This is a genomic window from Dyadobacter sp. SRI_021, assembly GCF_057586235.1.
The window spans coordinates 841,305-859,993 of the sequence record NZ_JBYCZM010000002.1; the positions used below are offsets into that span (position 1 = coordinate 841,305).

Sequence of the window (18,689 nt, forward strand, 5' to 3'; positions counted from 1 at the left end):
TTTCTATTTAAACCACATGCAGAGAATCAGAGCTTGTTGCCTAAGGCTTATAGCTTATAGCTTGCTTACAGCATATAGCTTACTGCCTACAGCCCAAGGCCTAAAGCCCTAAAACCCGAGCGTCAACCCAACCGTATACACCTTGGCATTCGGATACGAACCGCGGTCGATGCCGATGGCGGTGTCGGTACTGGATCCCACGTTGCTGGTTTCGGGATCGGGGCCGGTATATTTGGTGATCGTAAACAGGTTGGTAGCGCTCGCGAAAATGCGGATGTTGGCCTTGTCCCTGAAAACCGACGACGGCACATTGTAAGCCAGGCTCACGTTTTTCAACCTTACGAAACTTCCATTTTCTACAAACCGGCTTGATTGTGTAAATGGCTGATAAGTTTTGGTAAATGCCGGAATATCCGAATCCGTATTGCCTTCGCGATAGTAGTCGCGGATTTCCGTGAGCAGGAATTGGCGCGCTTCACCAGAACCCGACATCGCTCCCGCGCGGGTATAATTCAGCTTGTCCACCCCGAACGCGCCCTGGAAGAATACATTCAGCGTAAGCCCGCCATAGGTAAAGGTGTTATTCCAACCGCCGGTCAGTTTCGGGAACGCATGCCCGACTATCTGAAAATCATCGGTAGTGATGGCATTATCGCCGTTCACGTCCTCATAATGAGGGTCTCCTGGTACGCGGCCTTGCTTGGCAGCGATATCGGCTTCATTGGGTTTGAAAGTACCAAGGTATCTGAGGCCCCAGTAAGAGCCCAGCGGTTGGCCCGGCATAAGCATAAACTCGTTGGTAATCGACATCCCGCCGCCCGCACCGGTTCCCGTTCCAAGCCGCGGCAACCCGCCGAGGCTTACCACTTCGTTTTTCAAGGTTGAGAAATTCAGGTTCGTTTCCCAGCTGAATTTCCCTTTTTCGATAGGTGTGCCGCCAATCGCAAACTCGAACCCACGGTTTCTGATCTCGCCCACGTTGCGCGGCTGTGTTCCACCGCCAGCATAGTTGGGTAGCTGCACGTTCAGCAGCAAATCGGTCGTGCTCTTGTTAAAATAATCCGCCTCGAAATGTAGCCGCCCATTCAGGATCTCCATTTCAATACCGACGTCGGTCTGCGTGGTTGTCTCCCATTTCAAATTCCTGTTGCCCTGGTTCCCCTGGATCACCCCGGCCGTCACGCCGGTATTGTTGAAACCGACCTGCGTAGAGTTGTAGGGCGACAATGTCGCGTACGGGTTAATAGCCTGGCTGCCGGTTTTACCCCAGCTTCCACGGAGTTTCAGGTTGGTAAATACATTCAGATTTTTGATAAACTCTTCTTCCGAAAGCCGCCAGCCTAATGCTACCGACGGGAAAACAGAGTTCCGGTTATCCTTGCTGAATTTCGAGGAACCATCACGACGGATAGCAGCGGTTACGAGGTATTTGTCTTTGAATGCATAATTCACGCGCCCGAGCAACGAAAGCAGCGTCCATTTCGAGAAACCCGAGCTAACGGTAGCAGCCGAGTTGCCGCCGATGTTATCATAGCCCAATTGCGGGAAACGCAGGCCGTTGGCCGTTGCCGTAAAGTTCTTGTCGGTAAACTGTTGCGTCTCCAATACCGCCACGGCATTAATCGAGTGATTTCCGAATGTACGGGTGTAATTCAATGCATTGGTATTCTGCAAAGTAACCTGGTCTGACGAGTAGCGGGTTGCATTCGGGTTATTGTTCGAAAGGCGCTTGCCGTTGAAGTTCTTGTTCTGCGCATCGAGGTAGTTGATCGCATATTGCAGATCCAGCGAAAGGCCATTAATCGGCAGTTGGTAAGTCAGTCCGCCGATAGCGTTGATATTCATACGCTCCGTGTCGATGGATTTGTCGTACAAATGATCCAGCGGGCTTCTGGAAACGGAACCGGTAGGGTCCGCAAAGGTCGGTTGACCGTCGGAGCCATAAGCCGGCGTGGTAGGCGCCCATTGCAATGCTTCTATCAGCGCACCGCCGCCGTCGGTGTTGTGGTTGGCGGTTTTAGCACCCGACAAATTAAGCCGCAATGCGAGGTTTTTATTGATTTGAGTACTGAGATTGGTTCGTAAAACATACCGTTTGAAACCGCTGTTGTTCACGATCCCTTTCTGGTTCACATAGTTGCCAGAGATCAGGAAAGAAGTCTTCTCACTCCCTCCCGAAACCGTCACCTGGTGCTGCTGGCCGCTTCCCCTGCGGTAGACGAGATCCTGCCAGTCAGTACCGCCGTTCTTCTTGAAGCCATCGATCTGCTCTTGTGTAAATGGCGCATTGGAGCCTGTGGCAGCCGCACGTGCATTCACGATCTCGGCAAACTCGCCCGCAGGCAGAATATCGAACTTCTTGATCACATTCGACACGCTTCCCTGCCCTTCATAGCTCACTTTGATGCCCTTACTGCCCTTTTTGGTCGTGATAATAATTACCCCGTTGGCACCCCGGCTTCCGTAAATGGACGTTGAAGCCGCGTCTTTCAGCACCTGCAGCGACTCGATATCATTGGGATTCAACAAATTATAATTAGCCCCTACAAAACCATCGATCACGTAAAGCGGGTCATTATTACCAAGTACGGAGTTGGCGCCCCGAACGCGGACTTTCGAATCACCGCCGGGCGCGCCGTTGGACTGTGTCACCTGCACGCCAGCTGCGCGCCCTTGCAATACCTGGTCGAGGCGGGTAATGGGTTGCTGCGAAAATTCCCGTGTCGATACCACCGAAAGCGCGCCGGTAACATCGGTTTTCTTCTGGGTACCGTAGCCCACCACCACCAGTTCGTCCAGACTGCGGGAGCCCTGTACGAGTTTAATGTCGATTACCGAACGGTTACCGATCTCCACCGTCTGACTTTCGTAGCCGATAAACGAAAACACCAGCGTGCCGTTCCCGGGCGCCTGGATCACGTAATTCCCCTCTCCGTCGGTCACGGTACCTTGCGAGGTACCACTGATCAGGATGCTCACGCCGGGCAGCGCTGCATTGTCCTGGTCCGTCACTTTTCCGGTCACTCTGGCATTCTGGGCAAGCAAACCTCCGCCGCCCAGGCCCAGGAGAACCAAGCATAAACTCAGTAGTTTTTTCATGGATTTTAGGTAAATATATTTATATATAAAAGTTAAATAATATTATTTTAATAAACATTTGAACGAGTAACTCTGCGCTTACCGATTTTCAATCGGAAGCGGGTAGCTTTCAGAATGTCAAATGTCAGTCAGGCAATTGTTACGGCTATATTACCAATCCACCACCGAACCATCCAGCGCATTATAGCTTTCCGGGTTCTTCCAATCGTGGCCGATTTTGTCTTTCAAAGCGTCTTCGTCGAGCTCTACCCCCAGACCGGGCTTGGTAGGCACCATCACGGTTCCGTCCTTTTGTAATTTAAAGGGTTCTTTGAGGTAGCCTTCGCCGAGCGTGACCTGCTCCTGCACGAGGAAATTGGGAACGCTGGCTGCAAGTTGGAGGCCGGTAGCGAGCGAAATCGGGCCCATCGGATTATGCGGGGCAATGGGAATGTAATAGGCCTCGGCCATTCCGGCGATGAGCCTACCCTCGGTAATACCGCCTGCGTGGCACAAATCGGGCTGGATAATGCTAGCTGCGCCTTTTTCCAGGATTTCGCGGAAGCCCCATTTGGTGAAGATCCGCTCGCCCGTCGCGATGGGAATATGTGTTCCCCGGGCAATATCCACCAGCGTATCGACATTCTGAGCCTGGCAGGGCTCTTCTACGAAAAACGGCTGATATTGCTCTAATTCCTTAATCAAAACCTTTGAAGTCTGCTGCGGTACCGCGCCGTGAAAGTCGATGGCTATATCCATTTCTGGCCCGCCGGCCTCGCGCAATGAGGCAAAATTGTCCGAAGCATATTTGATGAATGCCGGATTCTCGACGATGTTCGCCGGGTTCTTCTTGGCGACGCCGGTTTTAATAATTGTGTACCCTTCTGCTTTCCGCTTCTTCATGTCCTCCGCGTTGGATGCGCGTCCATATATGCGTACACGGTCGCGGGTGGGCCCGCCCAGGAGCTCATGCACGGGTACGCCCAGGAGCTTGCCTTTGATATCCCACAATGCCTGGTCGATGCCGCTCAATGCGCTCGTCAGAATCGGCCCGCCCCGATAGAATGCATGGCGGTAAATAGCCTGCCAGTGGTGCACCACCGCACGCGGGTCTTTGCCGACGAGGTATGGTTCCACTTCCTTGATCGCAGTTTGGATCGTCAGTGCGCGGCCTTCCAGCAATGGCTCACCGAGTCCTACAACACCGGCATCGGTGTGGATTTTAAGGAAAATCCAGCGCGGCTTTACCAAAAATGTTTCCAGCTTGGTGATCTTAACTTTGCCATACGCCTGAAAAGGCGCCGGTCTGGCTGCATACGAAGTTTTGGGCAGCAGCATTGTACCCGTCGCGGCAACGCCCAGCACGGATTGTATAGCCGCCCGGCGCGATAAAGTGGTAGATTTTGGGTTGGATTTCATAGGATTACCAGTTATGGATAGACCCGTCCGGACTTTTCAGGATCGGGTGCGGGAATTTGGTTTTCTCTTTGACCTCCATGATGAAAGTCGCCTTTTTCGGATCAAATTTTACTCCCAGTCCGGGCGCGTCATTGAGATACAGCTTACCATTTTTGAAATTGATAAAATCTTCATTGAAATAAGGCGGCCGCTCCGGTTCGCCTCCGCCCAACTCCATCAGCGCGCGCGCCGGGCTGCTAGACCCGAGCACATGCACCAGCGTAGCCGTCGCCAATGGGCCTGTGAAATGCGGTATCATACCTACATAATGCGTTTCGCACATCGAGGCCAGTTTTTTGAATTCACTGATACCGCCCGTGTTCGGCAATGTAAACCGGGTATAATCGATCCAGCGGTTTTCGATAAACTCATTGCAATCCCAGCGGTCGCCGAACTGCTCCCCCACGGCAATAGGCACCTTGGTCATGGACCGCACGGTTTTGTATACTGATGGATTCTCCGATCGAATAATGTCCTCTACGAAATAGGGTTCGAGCGATTCAAGCGCCGTGCAGATCTTCAAGCCGTCGGTCATATCGAAGCGGGTATGCAGGTCGATAGCCCATTTCCCCCCGCCGCCCACAGCTTCGTCGATCCTTTTACAGAAATCGATCGTCTTTTTCACATTTTCATAAAAATCGAAAGGCTGGTCGCCATTACCGCCCGTCGGGCCGATGCGATAGGCCCGCAAGCCTGCCTCGATGCAGTCCCTGGCCCGTTCCTCTTCGGTTTTGGCCTTTGACGCACGGAAACCGGTGGCATAGCACTCCACATAATCCCGTGTGGCTCCGCCGAGCAATTCGTACACAGGTACATTCAGCGCCTTGCCTTTAATGTCCCAAAGCGCCATTTCCAATGCCCCCAATGCGTGCAGCTTCTCGCGCCCCGGCGGATAGAACATCCCCCGGTACACGTTCTGCCAGATGTGCTCGATGCGGAACGGGTCCTCCCCAATCATCATCTGCGCGCATTGTTCGATCATATCCTTCGAGCCGCCCTCACCGATGCCGATAATCCCGCCGTCGGTTTCGATTTCGACAATACCCCTGGCCTGGTTGAAAAGCGGCTTGTTGTATCCCGGCGCTGCGTAATAGCGGATTTTGGTAATCTTCATTTTGGACGCCGCTTCGGCCTTCACCAAAGGAAAGCCGGTGGCGACGGCCGCGGTGCCGAGGAAGGCTGTTTTTATGAAATTTCGTCTTCTCATTAGTATTTCGTTTGGTCAGGAATTGTCAGATGTGGTCAAGTGTGGTCAGGAAATAGTCAGGAATTGTTATTTGTGGTCAGGAATAGTCAGGTATGTCATTTGTAGTCAGGAGTTGTATGTTGATTGAATTCGTTGTTTTCATGTTTTTCCATTCCGCTGCAATGAACCGGGGTTAGAAGAGCCGTGGTATTCGATGTTCTTATCTTTGCCAGAAAAGAGGAGGCTCCGCCGGAGCCGCATTATTCGATATTCATTGCGATTGCTATAAACAGGAGGCTCCGTCGGAGCCGCGTTGTTCGATATTCATTGCCATAGTCCGCCGGAGCAGCTACCGCGTCGGACTATGGTTACCACCTTGCCCCGGGAGGGGCTCCCTGTTTATAGCAAATCAAGCAAGGTCCACATTTCCACGACTCCGAAGGAGTCTCCTGCGCCCATCGTCCAAACATCCGGTCAAGTCACCGATTTTCGATACCCTCTCTGCAAGCCCCAAAAACCCCAACTTCCCCAACACACATTACTACTATCCATGACCATTCTTGACCAAACCTGACTACACACGACCAAACCTGACTCCCCTATCCAACCGCCGCCGTTTTAGCTTTCGACGACTCCCGGGCGATCAGTTTGGCTCCCATCAATATCTGCTTCACATCCTCCTCCGGGTTTTTCAGTTTCATCAACAAATACTCAACGGCTGTTTTGCCGAGCAATTCCAAAGGCTGCTGCACGTAGGTGATCGGGCAATAGTACAGGTCGAAAACTTCCGCCTGTCCGAAGCTGACGATCGCCAGGTCGGACGGCACTTTGAGGCGCAATTCATTAATGTATTTCAATGCATTGATAGCCAAACCATAAGTCGCAAAAATCATCGCATCCACCCGGTGCCCGGAGGCCAGGATTTCATCGATGGCGGTGCGCACTTCGCTGTCCATGGATTCGAAATGCACTTCTTTCAGCCACGAATCGTGGAATTCGATATCGTTATCGCGCAATGCATGCTTGTAGCCGCGGACACGCTCCTCCATATGGTACATATTCGATTTGTAAGCCATGATGCCGATCTTCGAATAGCCGCTTTGAATGAGGTGAACGCCGGCGTCGTAGGAGGCCTTATAGTTGTTGGTCGCTACGAAATCGGTCTGTATTTCGGGAAAATGGCGGTCCAGCAACACGAATGGAATATTCCGCTCTTTGAGATAATGCACCTGGCTTTCGGAGCCTTCACACGACACGATGATGAAGCCGTCGACCTGTCGGTTGATCAACACATTGAGCAAATCCCATGATTTCTCGGCGTGCTCGTCGCAGCTACCGATGATGACGGTGTAGCCGTTCTTTTTAGCTTCATCCTCCACCACACGCGCAATGTTGGCAAAGAAAGGGTTGGAAATGTCGGCGATGATAAGCCCGATGGTGTACGTCTTGCCACTCCGGAGGCTTTTGGCCAGGTGGTTGGGTTGATAGTTCAACTCCTTTGCTATCTGCTTGATTTTCTGCGCAATAACCTCTCCTACCCGAGTCTCTTTCTCCTTGCCATTGAGGACATAGGAAACCAGGGCTGTGGAGACGCCCGCTTGCTGTGCAATATCTTTGAGCGATGCTTTTTTCATGGACGTATAAGCGTACCGTCGAATTTTCTTACTTGCCAGTTCGATTTTGTGCTGATTGGAAATTTGGCCGCGGCCTTTTCATCGATGTCCACGCCGATGCCCGGCACCTCATTCACCGACATATAGCCGTTCTTCATCGTCGGGCAACCGGAGAATACTTCCAGCGTTTTATCATTGAACTGCACCGCCTCCTGAATACCGAAGTTCCAGACTGCCAGGTCGATATGCGCATGGGCTGAATGTCCTACCGGTGACACGTCACCTGGGCCATGCCAGGCTGTCTTGACATTAAACCATTCTCCGAGCCGCGCCACTTTCATGGCCGGCGTTACCCCGCCGATCTGCGACACGTGAATGCGGATATAGTCAAACCACTGGTTAGCCATCGGTTCGAGGAATTCATTGATATTATTAAAAAGCTCACCCATCGCCAATGGGACCGTAGTGCTCTGGCGCAGCAGCTTGAACCATTTCATGTTTTCGGGAGAAAATGGGTCCTCAATGAAGAATGGCCGGAACTCTTCGAGCTTTTTAATCATATTGATCGCATTCATTGGCTGCACACGCTCATGGATGTCGTGCAACAATTCGACCTCTTCGCCGCATTGCTTGCGCACAGTTTCGAAGAGTACGGGAATGGCTTTCAGGTAGGCATTTTCGTCCATATAGTTGTCCGCAGCCCCGCCGAAGCCCGCTTCTTTGAAATCCGGCTTCCTGGTAGTGCTGCCCACTGCGCCATACCCGCCCTGCTGAATGCGGATATAGCGATAGCCCTGCTCCTGGATCTTCTTCACGCTCTCCACTGTTTCCTCGGGTGTACGCCCGTTCGCATGCGTGTAGCACGGCACGGCGAAACGGACTTTTCCACCCAGCAACTGGTACAACGGCATTCCGGCGCGCTTGCCTTTGATATCCCAAAGTGCCTGGTCCAGGCCGCTCAATGCATTGTTCAGCACCGGCCCATTCCGCCAGTACGAGCTCACATACGCGGCGTGCCACATGTCTTCGATATTGTCCACATCCCTTCCGACGCAAAACTCATTGAGATAAGTGTTGATCGCCACCAGCACTACCTCAGCGCGCTGCGTAAAGGTGGCGCAACCGAGCCCATACAATCCCGGCTCGGAGGTTTCGACTTTTACCACAATGAGGTTGGAACCCTGCGGTGCCGTGGCAATGGCGCGAACGCTTTTGATCGTGAGCGGTTTCATTCCTTTGGCATACTGTGGTGTTTCGGCTTCGACGGTCCGACGGTCGGCGGTCCGACGCTCGGCGATCCGACGCTCGGCGATCCGACGGTCGGCTCGGGCGTTAGAAATGTTTCCAAACAGGCCCAGTATCCCCGCAGATCCGCTCAGTCCCAATGCTTTCATCGTGTCCCGACGACTCATTCCGTGCTCTTTCATCTATTTCAGGTTAAAGGTTTAAGAATTGCTGCTATTACTTTTTATCCCACCATATCCTGGTATTCAAATCATTAGGTCCCTGGCGTGCGTTGGCATCGTTCACGTTCTGTAAGTTCACGACGATCTCGCTATCGGGGTACGGCATACGGCGGATGAAATCTTCTTTGATCTCCGAACCCGGATAAGGGTTCTTTTTCAATGCAGGGAAGCCACTACGGCGGAAATTCGCCCACGATTCGTTGCCATCGAGAAATGTCGCCACCCAGTATTGCGTGTTGATCTGCTCCAAAGCCCTGGCTTCATCGAGCGGGTGCGCTTTCAGGTAGGTCAAAATTGCGTCCTCCTTAATCGCCGCCTTGGAGTCATATAGGGCCATTTGTTCGAGGTTGGCGCGTATACCTTTGGCATAATAATCCGCGGCCTTGCCCGTCACCCACCCGCGCACGGCCGCCTCCGCGAGCAGGAGCTGCACCTGCGCGTAGGTAATGTGAAATTCCGGCGCGTCGAGCTTCAAAACGGTCGTGAGGTTAATCTGCGTAAAATCCCATAAACTTACCACGCCATTTTCGGCCAATACGCTGTTGATCGTCACGTCGTTATAACCCATCGGCATCCCGATCTGCACTTTCGGATCGGATGAGGCACGATCGGACGACTGTTCCGGTCCACCCTTCGCGCCCACATACCGGACCGCGAACACAGGCAAGCGGGGGTCGTTGTTTTCTTTGAGGTAATTCACAAATGGCGCAGCGAGATAGAAGTTGGTCTTTTCGCGTGCCGCCAGGTGATTGGCTATGAAATTATTGTAAAGCGAAGTGTGCCGGATCACCGAATTATCCGCATTGCTTTCAAAAACACCGCCGGCTACGGCTTTTGTCACGTAAGATTTGGCGGTAGACGGATCCACTTTCGTCAGCCGCATTCCGGCACGCAGCATGAGCGAATAGCCCAGCTTTTTCCAGCGCGCGATATCGCCGCCATAAAGAATATCGGTCGTAACGGGGTCTTTCGACGCACCGAGTGCGCCCGACGCTTCTTCGAGCTCTTTCAGAATGTCTTTGTAAATGGCTTCCTGCGGATCATATTTCGGGCGGATTTCTTCGCTGATATAGCCTTTTCCTGCGCCGAAATAAGGAATATCGCCGTAGGTATCGGTCAGGATCATGAATGCGTAGGCTTTCCAGATCCGTGCGGCGTTGTAGACATCGGCGCTCAACGGATCATCCTTGGTTTCCTCGGTAACCGCTACGAGCTGCTTGATCACATTCCGGTAAAAATTAACCCAAACCAGCGGCGAGTTGGAGTTGTTCAGCTGGTTGTAATTTCCTCCGGAAAGCGAGCTTCCATAGGGTGTAATTACCTGCTGCACAATGCCAAAATTGTAACATAGCATACCCAGCGTCGACACGCCGTCGAGGTAAGTCGTGGCGATGATCGCCTTGTTCAGGATCAGGGAAGGCGCCAGGGATGTCGGGTCGACCTTGTTGGTGTTGATCTCGTCAAATCCTTGGTCACAACCGGTTATGAACGTCAGCGACAAGGCGAGCGCCAGCATATATTTGAATGTAGCTTTCATAGGTTCGGCGGTTAGAATTTTACATTGAGATTGAAACCGATGCTGCGCGTGGGCGGCAAACCGGGCCAGAAATCGAGGCCGGTTGCATTATCCGACGAGTTCAGCACTTCCTCAGGGTCCATGTTCTCCGTCCATTTCTTGATCACGAGCACGTTGTTCGCAACAGCACTCAGGCGCAGGCCCTTCACAAATGCTTTTTCAGGCAGTAGTTTGCCCAGGTCATATCCCAATGTCAGCTGGCGCAATTTCCAGAAACCCGCATTCTGAACAAAGTCCTCGTTGATCCCCAGTGGGTTAATGGACTCGTAGAACGGCTGCACGGCTGCTTTCGTTTGGTTCACTTCGCCGTCCGGGTTCACCCCGTTCCCGATCACATAGCCTTCGGCTCGACCTGGTAATGTGCGTTTCGACAGCCCGTGACGCATGTAATTGATGTTCCGGCCCGCTATCATTTTATGGCCCAGTTTAAAGTCAACAAGCGCCGAAAGCATAATACCCTTGTAATTAAATGTATTGGTAATACCACCAAAATACCTGGGCAATGCATTTCCGACATTCATCAATGTATTGTTTCTCAAAGGCATACCGCTGTTCTTGTCGAACACCTGCCTGCCTTGCGCATCGCGCAGGTATGTGAATGTGTAGAGCTGGCCGAGCGGCTTGCCCACCACCATATTGAGGGTCCGGCCACCTCCACCGCCGACGGTAATCACGGTGTCTTTCTCTGCCAGGCCCAGTTTCAGTACTTTGGAAGTATTGTAGGACACATTGAAGCTCACGTCCCAGGTAAAGTCCCTGGTTTTCACCGGGGAGCCCATCAGCAACAGCTCGATACCCTTGTTCATGCTCCGGCCGACATTGATCAGCTGCGCGGTGTAGGAAGAAGCGTCCGAAATCTGCGCCGCAAGAATCTGATCGTCTGTGGTTTTATGGTAGTACGTTAAATCAAAGCCGAGCAGGTTGTTGAACAACTTCATTTCCAGCCCCACCTCGGCTTCCTTAATGCGGAGCGGGCGCAGGTTTTTATTCGGAACGACAGACGCGTTGACACCGCCCACCGGCACGGCCTGGCCCGACGGATTCGGGAAAGAGTTGTTATCTACTGCATAATACAATGCATTGGAATACGGGTTCACATTGTCGGAACCCACCTGCGCGTAAGCCGCACGCAGCTTGCCGAACGAAATCCAGGCCGGCAGGTTCGGGAAGGCCTGCGAGAAGATGAAGCTACCCGTTACCGACGGATAAAGGATACTCCGGTTCTGCGGCGCGAGCGTTGAAAACCAGTCGTTTCGGGCCGTTACATTCAAGTAGATGAATTCCTTCCATGAAATGGTGGCAGCGCCGTACAGCGAGTTGATTTTCTTCTCGGAAAGCTGGTAAAGCGGGTTTTTAACCCGCCCATTCATGACCGTGTACAAGCCGGGCTGAACAAAATCCTGCACCGTAACGCTGTTGTAATCCATCCGGGCGTAGCGCTGGTTACCGCCCAATGTCACATCCAGGCCAATGTTGCCGAAGTTATGATTGCCACCGAGAATAAAGTCGAAGTTGCGCTCGGTATTGCGGCGCACATCCTGTGTAAATGAGCCATTTACATAACCCACCGGCGCTTTGGCGATCGGTGCATAGCCGTTGGGAATGTTGTAGTCCTGGTTGCGAACGTAAAAGTCCTGAGCGCCGCGGAGTTGCAGGTAAAGCCAGTCGGTAAACTGGTATTTCAAAGCCACATTACCAAACAGTCGGTCGCGGGCAATGTTCTCGAAATGGTGGCTGAGCGAATAATAGGGATTATTACGCACCAGGAAACGTGAAAACACGAATTCATCGCCGTTCGGTTTGGTCTGATTTTGCTTCAATGCTTCGAAAGGCATGGAATTAGCCAACGTGAAAATGACCGTCGATGTCGCGAAATCCTGAGTGTCGATCTGCGGCGGGTTGGTGTTCTTCTCTTTGGAATAATTGATATTCCCGAAAGCGGTAAGGCGTTTGGAAATGTTCTGTGTAAAACCCAGGTTTACCACCTTCCGATTGAACTTGTTATTCTCGACAATGCCCCGGTTATCGCTGTTGGCCAGCGACAAACTGAAACCGCCATTCGGGCCGTTGTTCGAAACAGTTATCGTGTTGGTCATGTTCGTCCCCGTGCGGTAAAATTTCTTCACACTACCACGTACAGGCTCGTAGGGCCAGGTTTCGTTGTCGAACAAGATTTGGGTCATGCCTGGCTGGAACTTCTCGCCGAAGCTCCACACGCCCGAGGTCGGATTCTCGGTCGTAGGACGTTTGCCGCCTTCTCCCTGACCGTATTCGTATTGAAAATCAGTAAAATCCAGCGGCGTATCGGTTGTAAAATTGATATTATAATCGAGGCCAATGCCTTTTCCCGTGCCCCGGTTTTTAGTCGTGATCATCACCACGCCGTCCTTCGCCCGCGAGCCGTACAGCGCCGCGGCGGTAGCACCTTTCAGCACGGTCATCGACTCGATGTCGTCCGGATTGATGCTGGAAAGACCGTCACCTCCATCGGAACTGTTCGCCGCACGCGGCCCGTAATCCCCGCCGCCGGCGAAGTTGGAGTTATCGATCGGCACGCCGTTCACGACAATGAGCGGGTTATTCTGCCCGCTGAACGACGATTGCCCGCGGATACGGATCTTGGCCGTTCCTCCGGGGCCAGTCGATAACGATGTAATATTCACACCCGCCATTTTGCCCTGTAACGAGCTCATGACGTTAGGCGTACGATTAGTAGAAATCTGGTCCGCATTCACCGTAGCGGTGGCATAACCGAGCGTTTTGGCCTCACGTTTAATACCAAGTGCCGTTACTACCACCTCCGTCAGATTCTTCGATTCCTGCATTAGCTGCACATCAATCGCCGACCGCGCGCCTACCGCAATCGTTTGGCTTACATAACCTATAAAGGAAAAGACGAGTGTCGCATTAGCTGGGGCATCCAGGGCATATTTTCCGTCGGCATCGGTCACGGTGCCCTGCGACGTACCGCCGATCAGGATATTCACACCGGGCAAGGGTTCCTTATTCTCGCCGGTGACGGTGCCGGTTACTCGGCCTGCCTGGGCAAAAACCGGGCCGCTGTACAGTGTCACAAGCAGCACGATCATCGTAAAACATTTCTTCATCACATCTAATTGGGTCAAAATTCAGGGTGAATAGGAATTATGCAAAACGTACGCGAAAACCGTAATTGCTTACGGACACAAGGGCCAGGAATAGAATAAGCAAAAAAATAATGGGTACGGCCGTCATGACCGAACGATATTATATATACGTAAGCAAAAAAGAGTCCGCGCCGCCGTCGATGGGATGTCATCTACGGAACCTATGCCTACATGGCAATGAATACAAGCTATGTTTGAACTATATCTTTATGTTTAAACGATTAAGCAACTTATTAAACAAATGTCGAGTGATACTTGTCTTAGTCAGGTTGTTCTGTGATGGTATCGGGTACTTAAATAGCTTACCGGAACTGTGTCCGGTCGCAGGAGGAAATATTAAGCACCTATGTTTTTAATATCTGATACTTTAATCGGCGATAAGGAAACAGTGTATCCAAATGTAGATTTAATCGATTAAACAACAAAATTTCAAAGCAAAAATTTTAACATTTTTTCTAAAAATAAGCACATAACCCTTTCCTTCGCCCCCTAACGGATCGGACAGCTACAATGTATTTCGGATAATGATTCGCCCGCTTTGCGTAAATACGGGCTGCATCCAGGCCGCGGACCGTTAGATTTACCCTGAAATCCTCCTTATGGTTTTCCGATCATCCATCCTGTCATGACCTTTTTAAAACGTATGTTGGAACAATCCAGGCTCCCGCTGTCTGTCGGGCAGTTCTGGTGGTATTCCTTCTGTTATTGGGGCATTTTCGCGGTGATAACGTTCGGTCAGCTTATGATGCTGTGGCTTTTGAAGGAAGGGGTGGTAATGCAGCCTCACGAAATGTTTATATGGCTGCTCGACGGTCTTTTCTGGTGGTCCACGAGCCCGTTGGTGCTGTATGCAGCCATCAAAGTCCCGATCGCATTCAAGGTTCGCGAAAGTTCTTCTATTTTGAGACCTATCCTGGTGCATCTGGCGATCGTTACTTTTCTCAATCTCTTCATCAACATCCTGCATTATTACATTACCAACCCGCTCATGTACCGTGCGGTGGGTAAATCGGTGCCGTTGGAAAACTACCTGTTTTCATTTTTTATCGGCTATACCGCGAGTTTCGGTCAATACCTGCTGCTGGTGGTCGGTTTCAACAAGGTATCCTACATTTATCGCTACCAGGAACTAAAACAGCAGAACTTCGAGACCGAGCTGCACAACGAGCAGCTGCGCGGTCAACTGGCGAATGCGCAGTTGCAATCGCTCAAAATGCAACTCAACCCCCATTTCCTTTTCAACACGCTGCATAGCGTGGTAAGTCTGATGGTCAAAAACGACATCCGCAAAGCGACGCTCATGATCACCACACTGAGCGACCTCCTGCGCGCGGTGCTCGTGAACCAGTCGGCCGATTTCATTCCCTTGCAGGAGGAACTGCAACTCACCCGGCAATACCTCGATATCCAACAAATCCGTTTTCAGGACCGCCTGAAAGTCGAATACCACATCGACCCGGCGTCGGAACTTTACCCGGTGCCGCAACTCATCCTGCAACCGATCGTAGAAAATTCCATTACTCACGGTATTTCCGACATCAAAACCAACGCGCTGATACGCATTACCAGTGCTGTGAGTGCCTCGGGCATGCAGGTAACGGTTTACGATAACGGCATTGGCGCTGCGTCACGGAAGTCGTCGAAAGGAATGGGACTTGGTTTACAAAACACACGACTAAGGCTTCAACAAGCCTACGGCGCAAATGCCCGACTGGAATTTGACCAGCCGGTGGGTGCAGGTACATCGGTAACGCTCTTCTTTGAGCGCCGGCAACCGACCGCGGACGGCTGTGAAACAAATAACAATAACCCCGAAAAACTATGAAATACCGCTGTCTGATCATTGACGACGAAGTGCTGGCCAGGGACGTAATCAGGACATTTGTACAGCACGACCACTCCATTGAAATCACCGACGAAGCCGCTAATGGCCCGGAAGCGGTGGTGAAAATACTCCAACACCGCCCCGACGTCATTTTCCTGGATATTCAAATGCCCGAGCTCGACGGATTCGAGGTGCTGCGCGAGGTCTGGCCGCACCACCAGCCGTTCGTCGTGTTCACCACCGCATTCGACCAATATGCGCTGCGTGCATTCGAGGTGAATGCGATTGACTATTTGCTGAAACCTTTCGACGAGATCCGCTTCCACCAGTCGCTCGGGCGGTTGAAAGAGCGGCTTAGTCAAAAGTCGCAGCCGCGGATCGAGGAATTGGTAAATAGCCTCCTGCGCGACCAGAAAGAAAAGGAGGAGAACTATTTGCAGCGGTTGCTGGTGAAAGAAGCCGGCAAAATGTACCTGGTCAAAACGGACGATATCACGCATTTCTCGGCCGACGGTAATTACATATCCGTATACACGGCCCAAAAGAAAGTTTACACCGTTTATGAAAGCCTCGGCAGTCTCGAAAACCGTCTCGATCCGTCGGTCATGATCCGCGTGGGACGGTCGAACATCGTCAACATGAACTTCATTTCTGAGCTCGAAACGTACTTCAACGGCGAGTACATCATCCATTTGTCCACCGGTGAAAAAGTGAAATGGACTCGTGGTTACCGCGACAATATCAAGGCCTTTATCACCAAAATGGGTTAAGCAGGCAATACGGTTCACGATTTGAAATGCACGCTTTAAATAATAAAAAGTCCAGATCAGACATTTTTCGTACCCATTTCAACGATTTCGAGTACAAATTTGTCGGACAAGATAGCTTCCGGCCTTTGGCGGGTAGCCCCAGGCGGGTAGCTCCGGGCGGGTAGTCATCCCCGACACTCAATTGTAATTAAATCCGTTAGCCATGCTCTTCAAATCTACTACCAACTTGACCTCAGCGGTATCAGCCGCGCTCCACAACAGTAAGGGGCAACGCCAGGCCATCTTCATCGTTGCTTTTGCAGCTGCAATCATACTCTGGAAATGGTACGCGGGCCTCGCCCCTGCCAACCACGCGAATGCATGCAGCTCCATCTCGGAAACCGCCACCAGCGACCAGAAAATGGCCGGTATGAAATGGAGCTACGACGAACTGGCCCACAAACTGATCATTGAAAACACAGATCTCGCCTATGCCGAAATCGGCGAAGGTTTCACGAAAGGAATTGGCCGGGCCCTCAACAAGGTTACCCGACAAGGCATTGCCCGGCAAAATTCCGGCAAGCGGGTGTTGGTTAATTTGTGACCTGCACCACGAGCTTGCCTGTTGCATGCCCTCGCTCCATTTCTTCATGCGCCTGAGCGAGGTCGTGCCAATCGTAAATTTTTGAAACGTGCGGCCGTAGCTGGCCGGCTTCCACCATTTCTACCAGCTTTTGCAATACTTGTCCCTGGTGGTTATCCTGCTCAGGGGCATTATGGCGCCGGCGGCCGCCCATAAACTGATAGCTTAGCGTGATGTTCTTCAACAATAGCTGATAACCTTGCTGCTCGCCCACGGCAACCGGTAATATCGTGCAAATGTGGCCGTTATGCGAAACGTAGCTAAGGCTATGGGAGAAGCAATCCGCTCCGACGTTGTCCATGATCAAACCAGCTCCCTGGCCTCCGGTAATGTCCATAACAGCATCGGTGATATTCGTTTTGTAATTCAGCACATGGTCTGCTCCCAGCTCATCGGCACAAAAAGCGAGGGATTCGGGGCGGCTTGCGGTGGTGATTATCCTGCACCCGGCATTTCTGGCGAGTTGAATGGCCAGGTGCCCTACGCCACCGGCACCGGCATGAATGACGACCCATTCGCCTGGCCGAACCCGCAGCCGATCGAACAATGCCTCATAAGCGGTGATCCCTACCAAAGGTATGGCTGCGGCCGTTGCATCCGCGAGTGTGCCTGCCAGTGCGCATGAGCGATGATCGATAGCCACGTATTCCGCATTGGCACCGTTGCGAAAGGGCGTCGGTGAACCGATTACCCGATCCCCGATTTCGAAGCCCGTCACATCCGGGCCCATTTCGACCACGGTGCCGCAAACATCGAAACCCAACGTAAGCGGGAAATGCCTGGTAACAGAAGCCTTGTTACGAATCCGGCAATCGAGCGGGTTAACGCTGGTTGTCAATACTTTTAAAATGAGGTCATTCGCGGTTGGAACCGGATCCGCCACCTGTTGCATCGCGAACACTTCGCGCGCCGGCCCGTGGGCGGTAATTACATTTGCTTTCATAGTTTTTTGATTTTTTAGCAAATGTCGGGGCATCGACCGCGGGGGTACTTGCGCGTCAGGGAGCGCTATTTGTGCAAACGGGAGTTTTTGAATACCACAGGCCGAACCTTGTATTTTCTTACAAAAGCATTTGAAAAAGCGGCAGCGCTTTCATATCCGCATTGGAAAGCAACGGCCGAAATATCCAAATTCGTCTCCGACAGCAATTTCGCGGCGCGTTCGAGGCGGAGGTCGCATTGATATTGGAAAACAGAGGTGCGTAATTGTTCGCGAAAAAGCTGTTTCAGGCGAAAGCTGTTGGTACCCGTCAGCCGGGAAAGCTCGGCGATCGTAAGAAAGCGCTCGGCGCGGTGAATATGCCAGACGGCCTCCTCTAAAATGGCTTGCCCACGGGAGCGCGGGGTACGCGGGAGCGCGAGCGACGCGAGGTTGAAAAGTTGTTCGGTGATGAGCTTCTCCTGAAAGAGGCTAAGCAAGCCGGGGCTTTCCCGCGAAAGGTTTTTGAGCCGTAAAAATGACTGGGAGCAATCCTCAGACAGGGTTATTACCTGTAATTCTCTCTCGAAAACAGCAGGCGCATCGCGTTGCAGCATCGCCACGTGCGTGTCCGAAAGGTGCAGGTGAATCACTTTAAAACCCGTGTTACCTGGTAACGTAGCCTGGTAGGGCTCCTCTTCCGTCCGGTAAAACAGCGCCTGCCCGGTCCGGAAACCGTATTCCCGCGAATGCCTCGGCACCGACCTCGATTCGCCGGCAATGCACAGCACCATTTTGTAAAAACTCGCCGTGTAGCTCACATTTAACGTATGGCCCACGTTTGTCTGAAAATCAAACCAATGAACACCATGCATTAAAGTAGTTTCCGACTGCTCATAATGGCTGTAAAGCGTCCGGCCCGTAAAAACCGGAGCGGGTTTTCCGGGAAAAAGCGGTTCATTCTGATAGGAAATCCTCATGATAGCTCACATTTCGATTCCTGCAAAATAAAAAACGCACCCGAAAAACC

Annotated in this window: 12 protein-coding genes; 3 read left to right on the plus strand and 9 right to left on the minus strand. The window is 52.0% G+C overall.

What is annotated here, in order from left to right; all coding sequences use genetic code 11:
* Positions 1–108: 108 nt before the first annotated feature.
* The 7 genes from AC2YIT_RS08835 to AC2YIT_RS08865 form a co-directional block, all read right to left on the minus strand.
* Entirely contained in the window at positions 109–3,099 is a 2,991-nt protein-coding gene (locus AC2YIT_RS08835; RefSeq protein ID WP_487278939.1) for a SusC/RagA family TonB-linked outer membrane protein, read from the minus strand.
* A 150-nt stretch (positions 3,100–3,249) separates the two neighbouring features.
* Complete coding sequence (gene dgoD, locus AC2YIT_RS08840) at positions 3,250–4,497, minus strand: galactonate dehydratase (RefSeq protein ID WP_487278940.1); 1,248 nt, start codon at positions 4,495–4,497, stop codon at positions 3,250–3,252.
* A 4-nt stretch (positions 4,498–4,501) separates the two neighbouring features.
* Positions 4,502–5,743 carry a mandelate racemase/muconate lactonizing enzyme family protein gene (locus AC2YIT_RS08845; RefSeq protein WP_430848496.1) on the minus strand — a complete coding sequence of 414 codons (1,242 nt, stop codon included), beginning with the start codon at positions 5,741–5,743 and terminating at the stop codon, positions 4,502–4,504.
* Between the two features lie 578 nt (positions 5,744–6,321).
* Entirely contained in the window at positions 6,322–7,356 is a 1,035-nt protein-coding gene (locus tag AC2YIT_RS08850; RefSeq protein ID WP_487278941.1) for a LacI family DNA-binding transcriptional regulator, read from the minus strand.
* On the minus strand, positions 7,353–8,762 hold the full coding sequence (locus tag AC2YIT_RS08855) for an enolase C-terminal domain-like protein (RefSeq protein WP_487278942.1): 1,410 nt from the start codon (positions 8,760–8,762) through the stop codon (positions 7,353–7,355). The genes AC2YIT_RS08850 and AC2YIT_RS08855 overlap by 4 nt, the downstream gene beginning before the upstream one ends.
* A 34-nt stretch (positions 8,763–8,796) precedes the next feature.
* Complete coding sequence (locus AC2YIT_RS08860; protein ID WP_487278943.1) at positions 8,797–10,338, minus strand: SusD/RagB family nutrient-binding outer membrane lipoprotein; 1,542 nt, start codon at positions 10,336–10,338, stop codon at positions 8,797–8,799.
* Positions 10,339–10,349: 11 nt separating this feature from the next.
* Positions 10,350–13,484, minus strand: coding sequence for a SusC/RagA family TonB-linked outer membrane protein (locus tag AC2YIT_RS08865; RefSeq protein WP_487278944.1), 3,135 nt, complete (start codon positions 13,482–13,484; stop codon positions 10,350–10,352).
* A gap of 664 nt (positions 13,485–14,148) precedes the next feature.
* Here AC2YIT_RS08865 and AC2YIT_RS08870 point away from each other — a divergent pair.
* From AC2YIT_RS08870 to AC2YIT_RS08880, 3 genes are all read left to right on the plus strand, one after another.
* The gene (locus AC2YIT_RS08870) at positions 14,149–15,348 is read left to right on the plus strand and encodes a sensor histidine kinase (protein WP_487278945.1); all 1,200 of its coding nucleotides are present in this window, start codon (positions 14,149–14,151) and stop codon (positions 15,346–15,348) included.
* Complete coding sequence (locus tag AC2YIT_RS08875; protein ID WP_430848508.1) at positions 15,345–16,118, plus strand: LytR/AlgR family response regulator transcription factor; 774 nt, start codon at positions 15,345–15,347, stop codon at positions 16,116–16,118. Before AC2YIT_RS08870 ends, AC2YIT_RS08875 begins: the two co-directional genes overlap by 4 nt.
* A gap of 202 nt (positions 16,119–16,320) precedes the next feature.
* A complete protein-coding gene (locus AC2YIT_RS08880) occupies positions 16,321–16,701 on the plus strand; it encodes a hypothetical protein (RefSeq protein ID WP_430848510.1) in 381 nt (126 codons plus the stop codon).
* Here the strand turns inward: AC2YIT_RS08880 and AC2YIT_RS08885 are convergent.
* Positions 16,691–17,683, minus strand: coding sequence for a quinone oxidoreductase family protein (locus AC2YIT_RS08885; protein WP_487278946.1), 993 nt, complete (start codon positions 17,681–17,683; stop codon positions 16,691–16,693). The genes AC2YIT_RS08880 and AC2YIT_RS08885 overlap by 11 nt on opposite strands.
* 65 nt (positions 17,684–17,748) lie before the next feature.
* Entirely contained in the window at positions 17,749–18,639 is an 891-nt protein-coding gene (locus AC2YIT_RS08890; RefSeq protein ID WP_487278947.1) for a helix-turn-helix domain-containing protein, read from the minus strand.
* Positions 18,640–18,689: the final 50 nt, after the last annotated feature.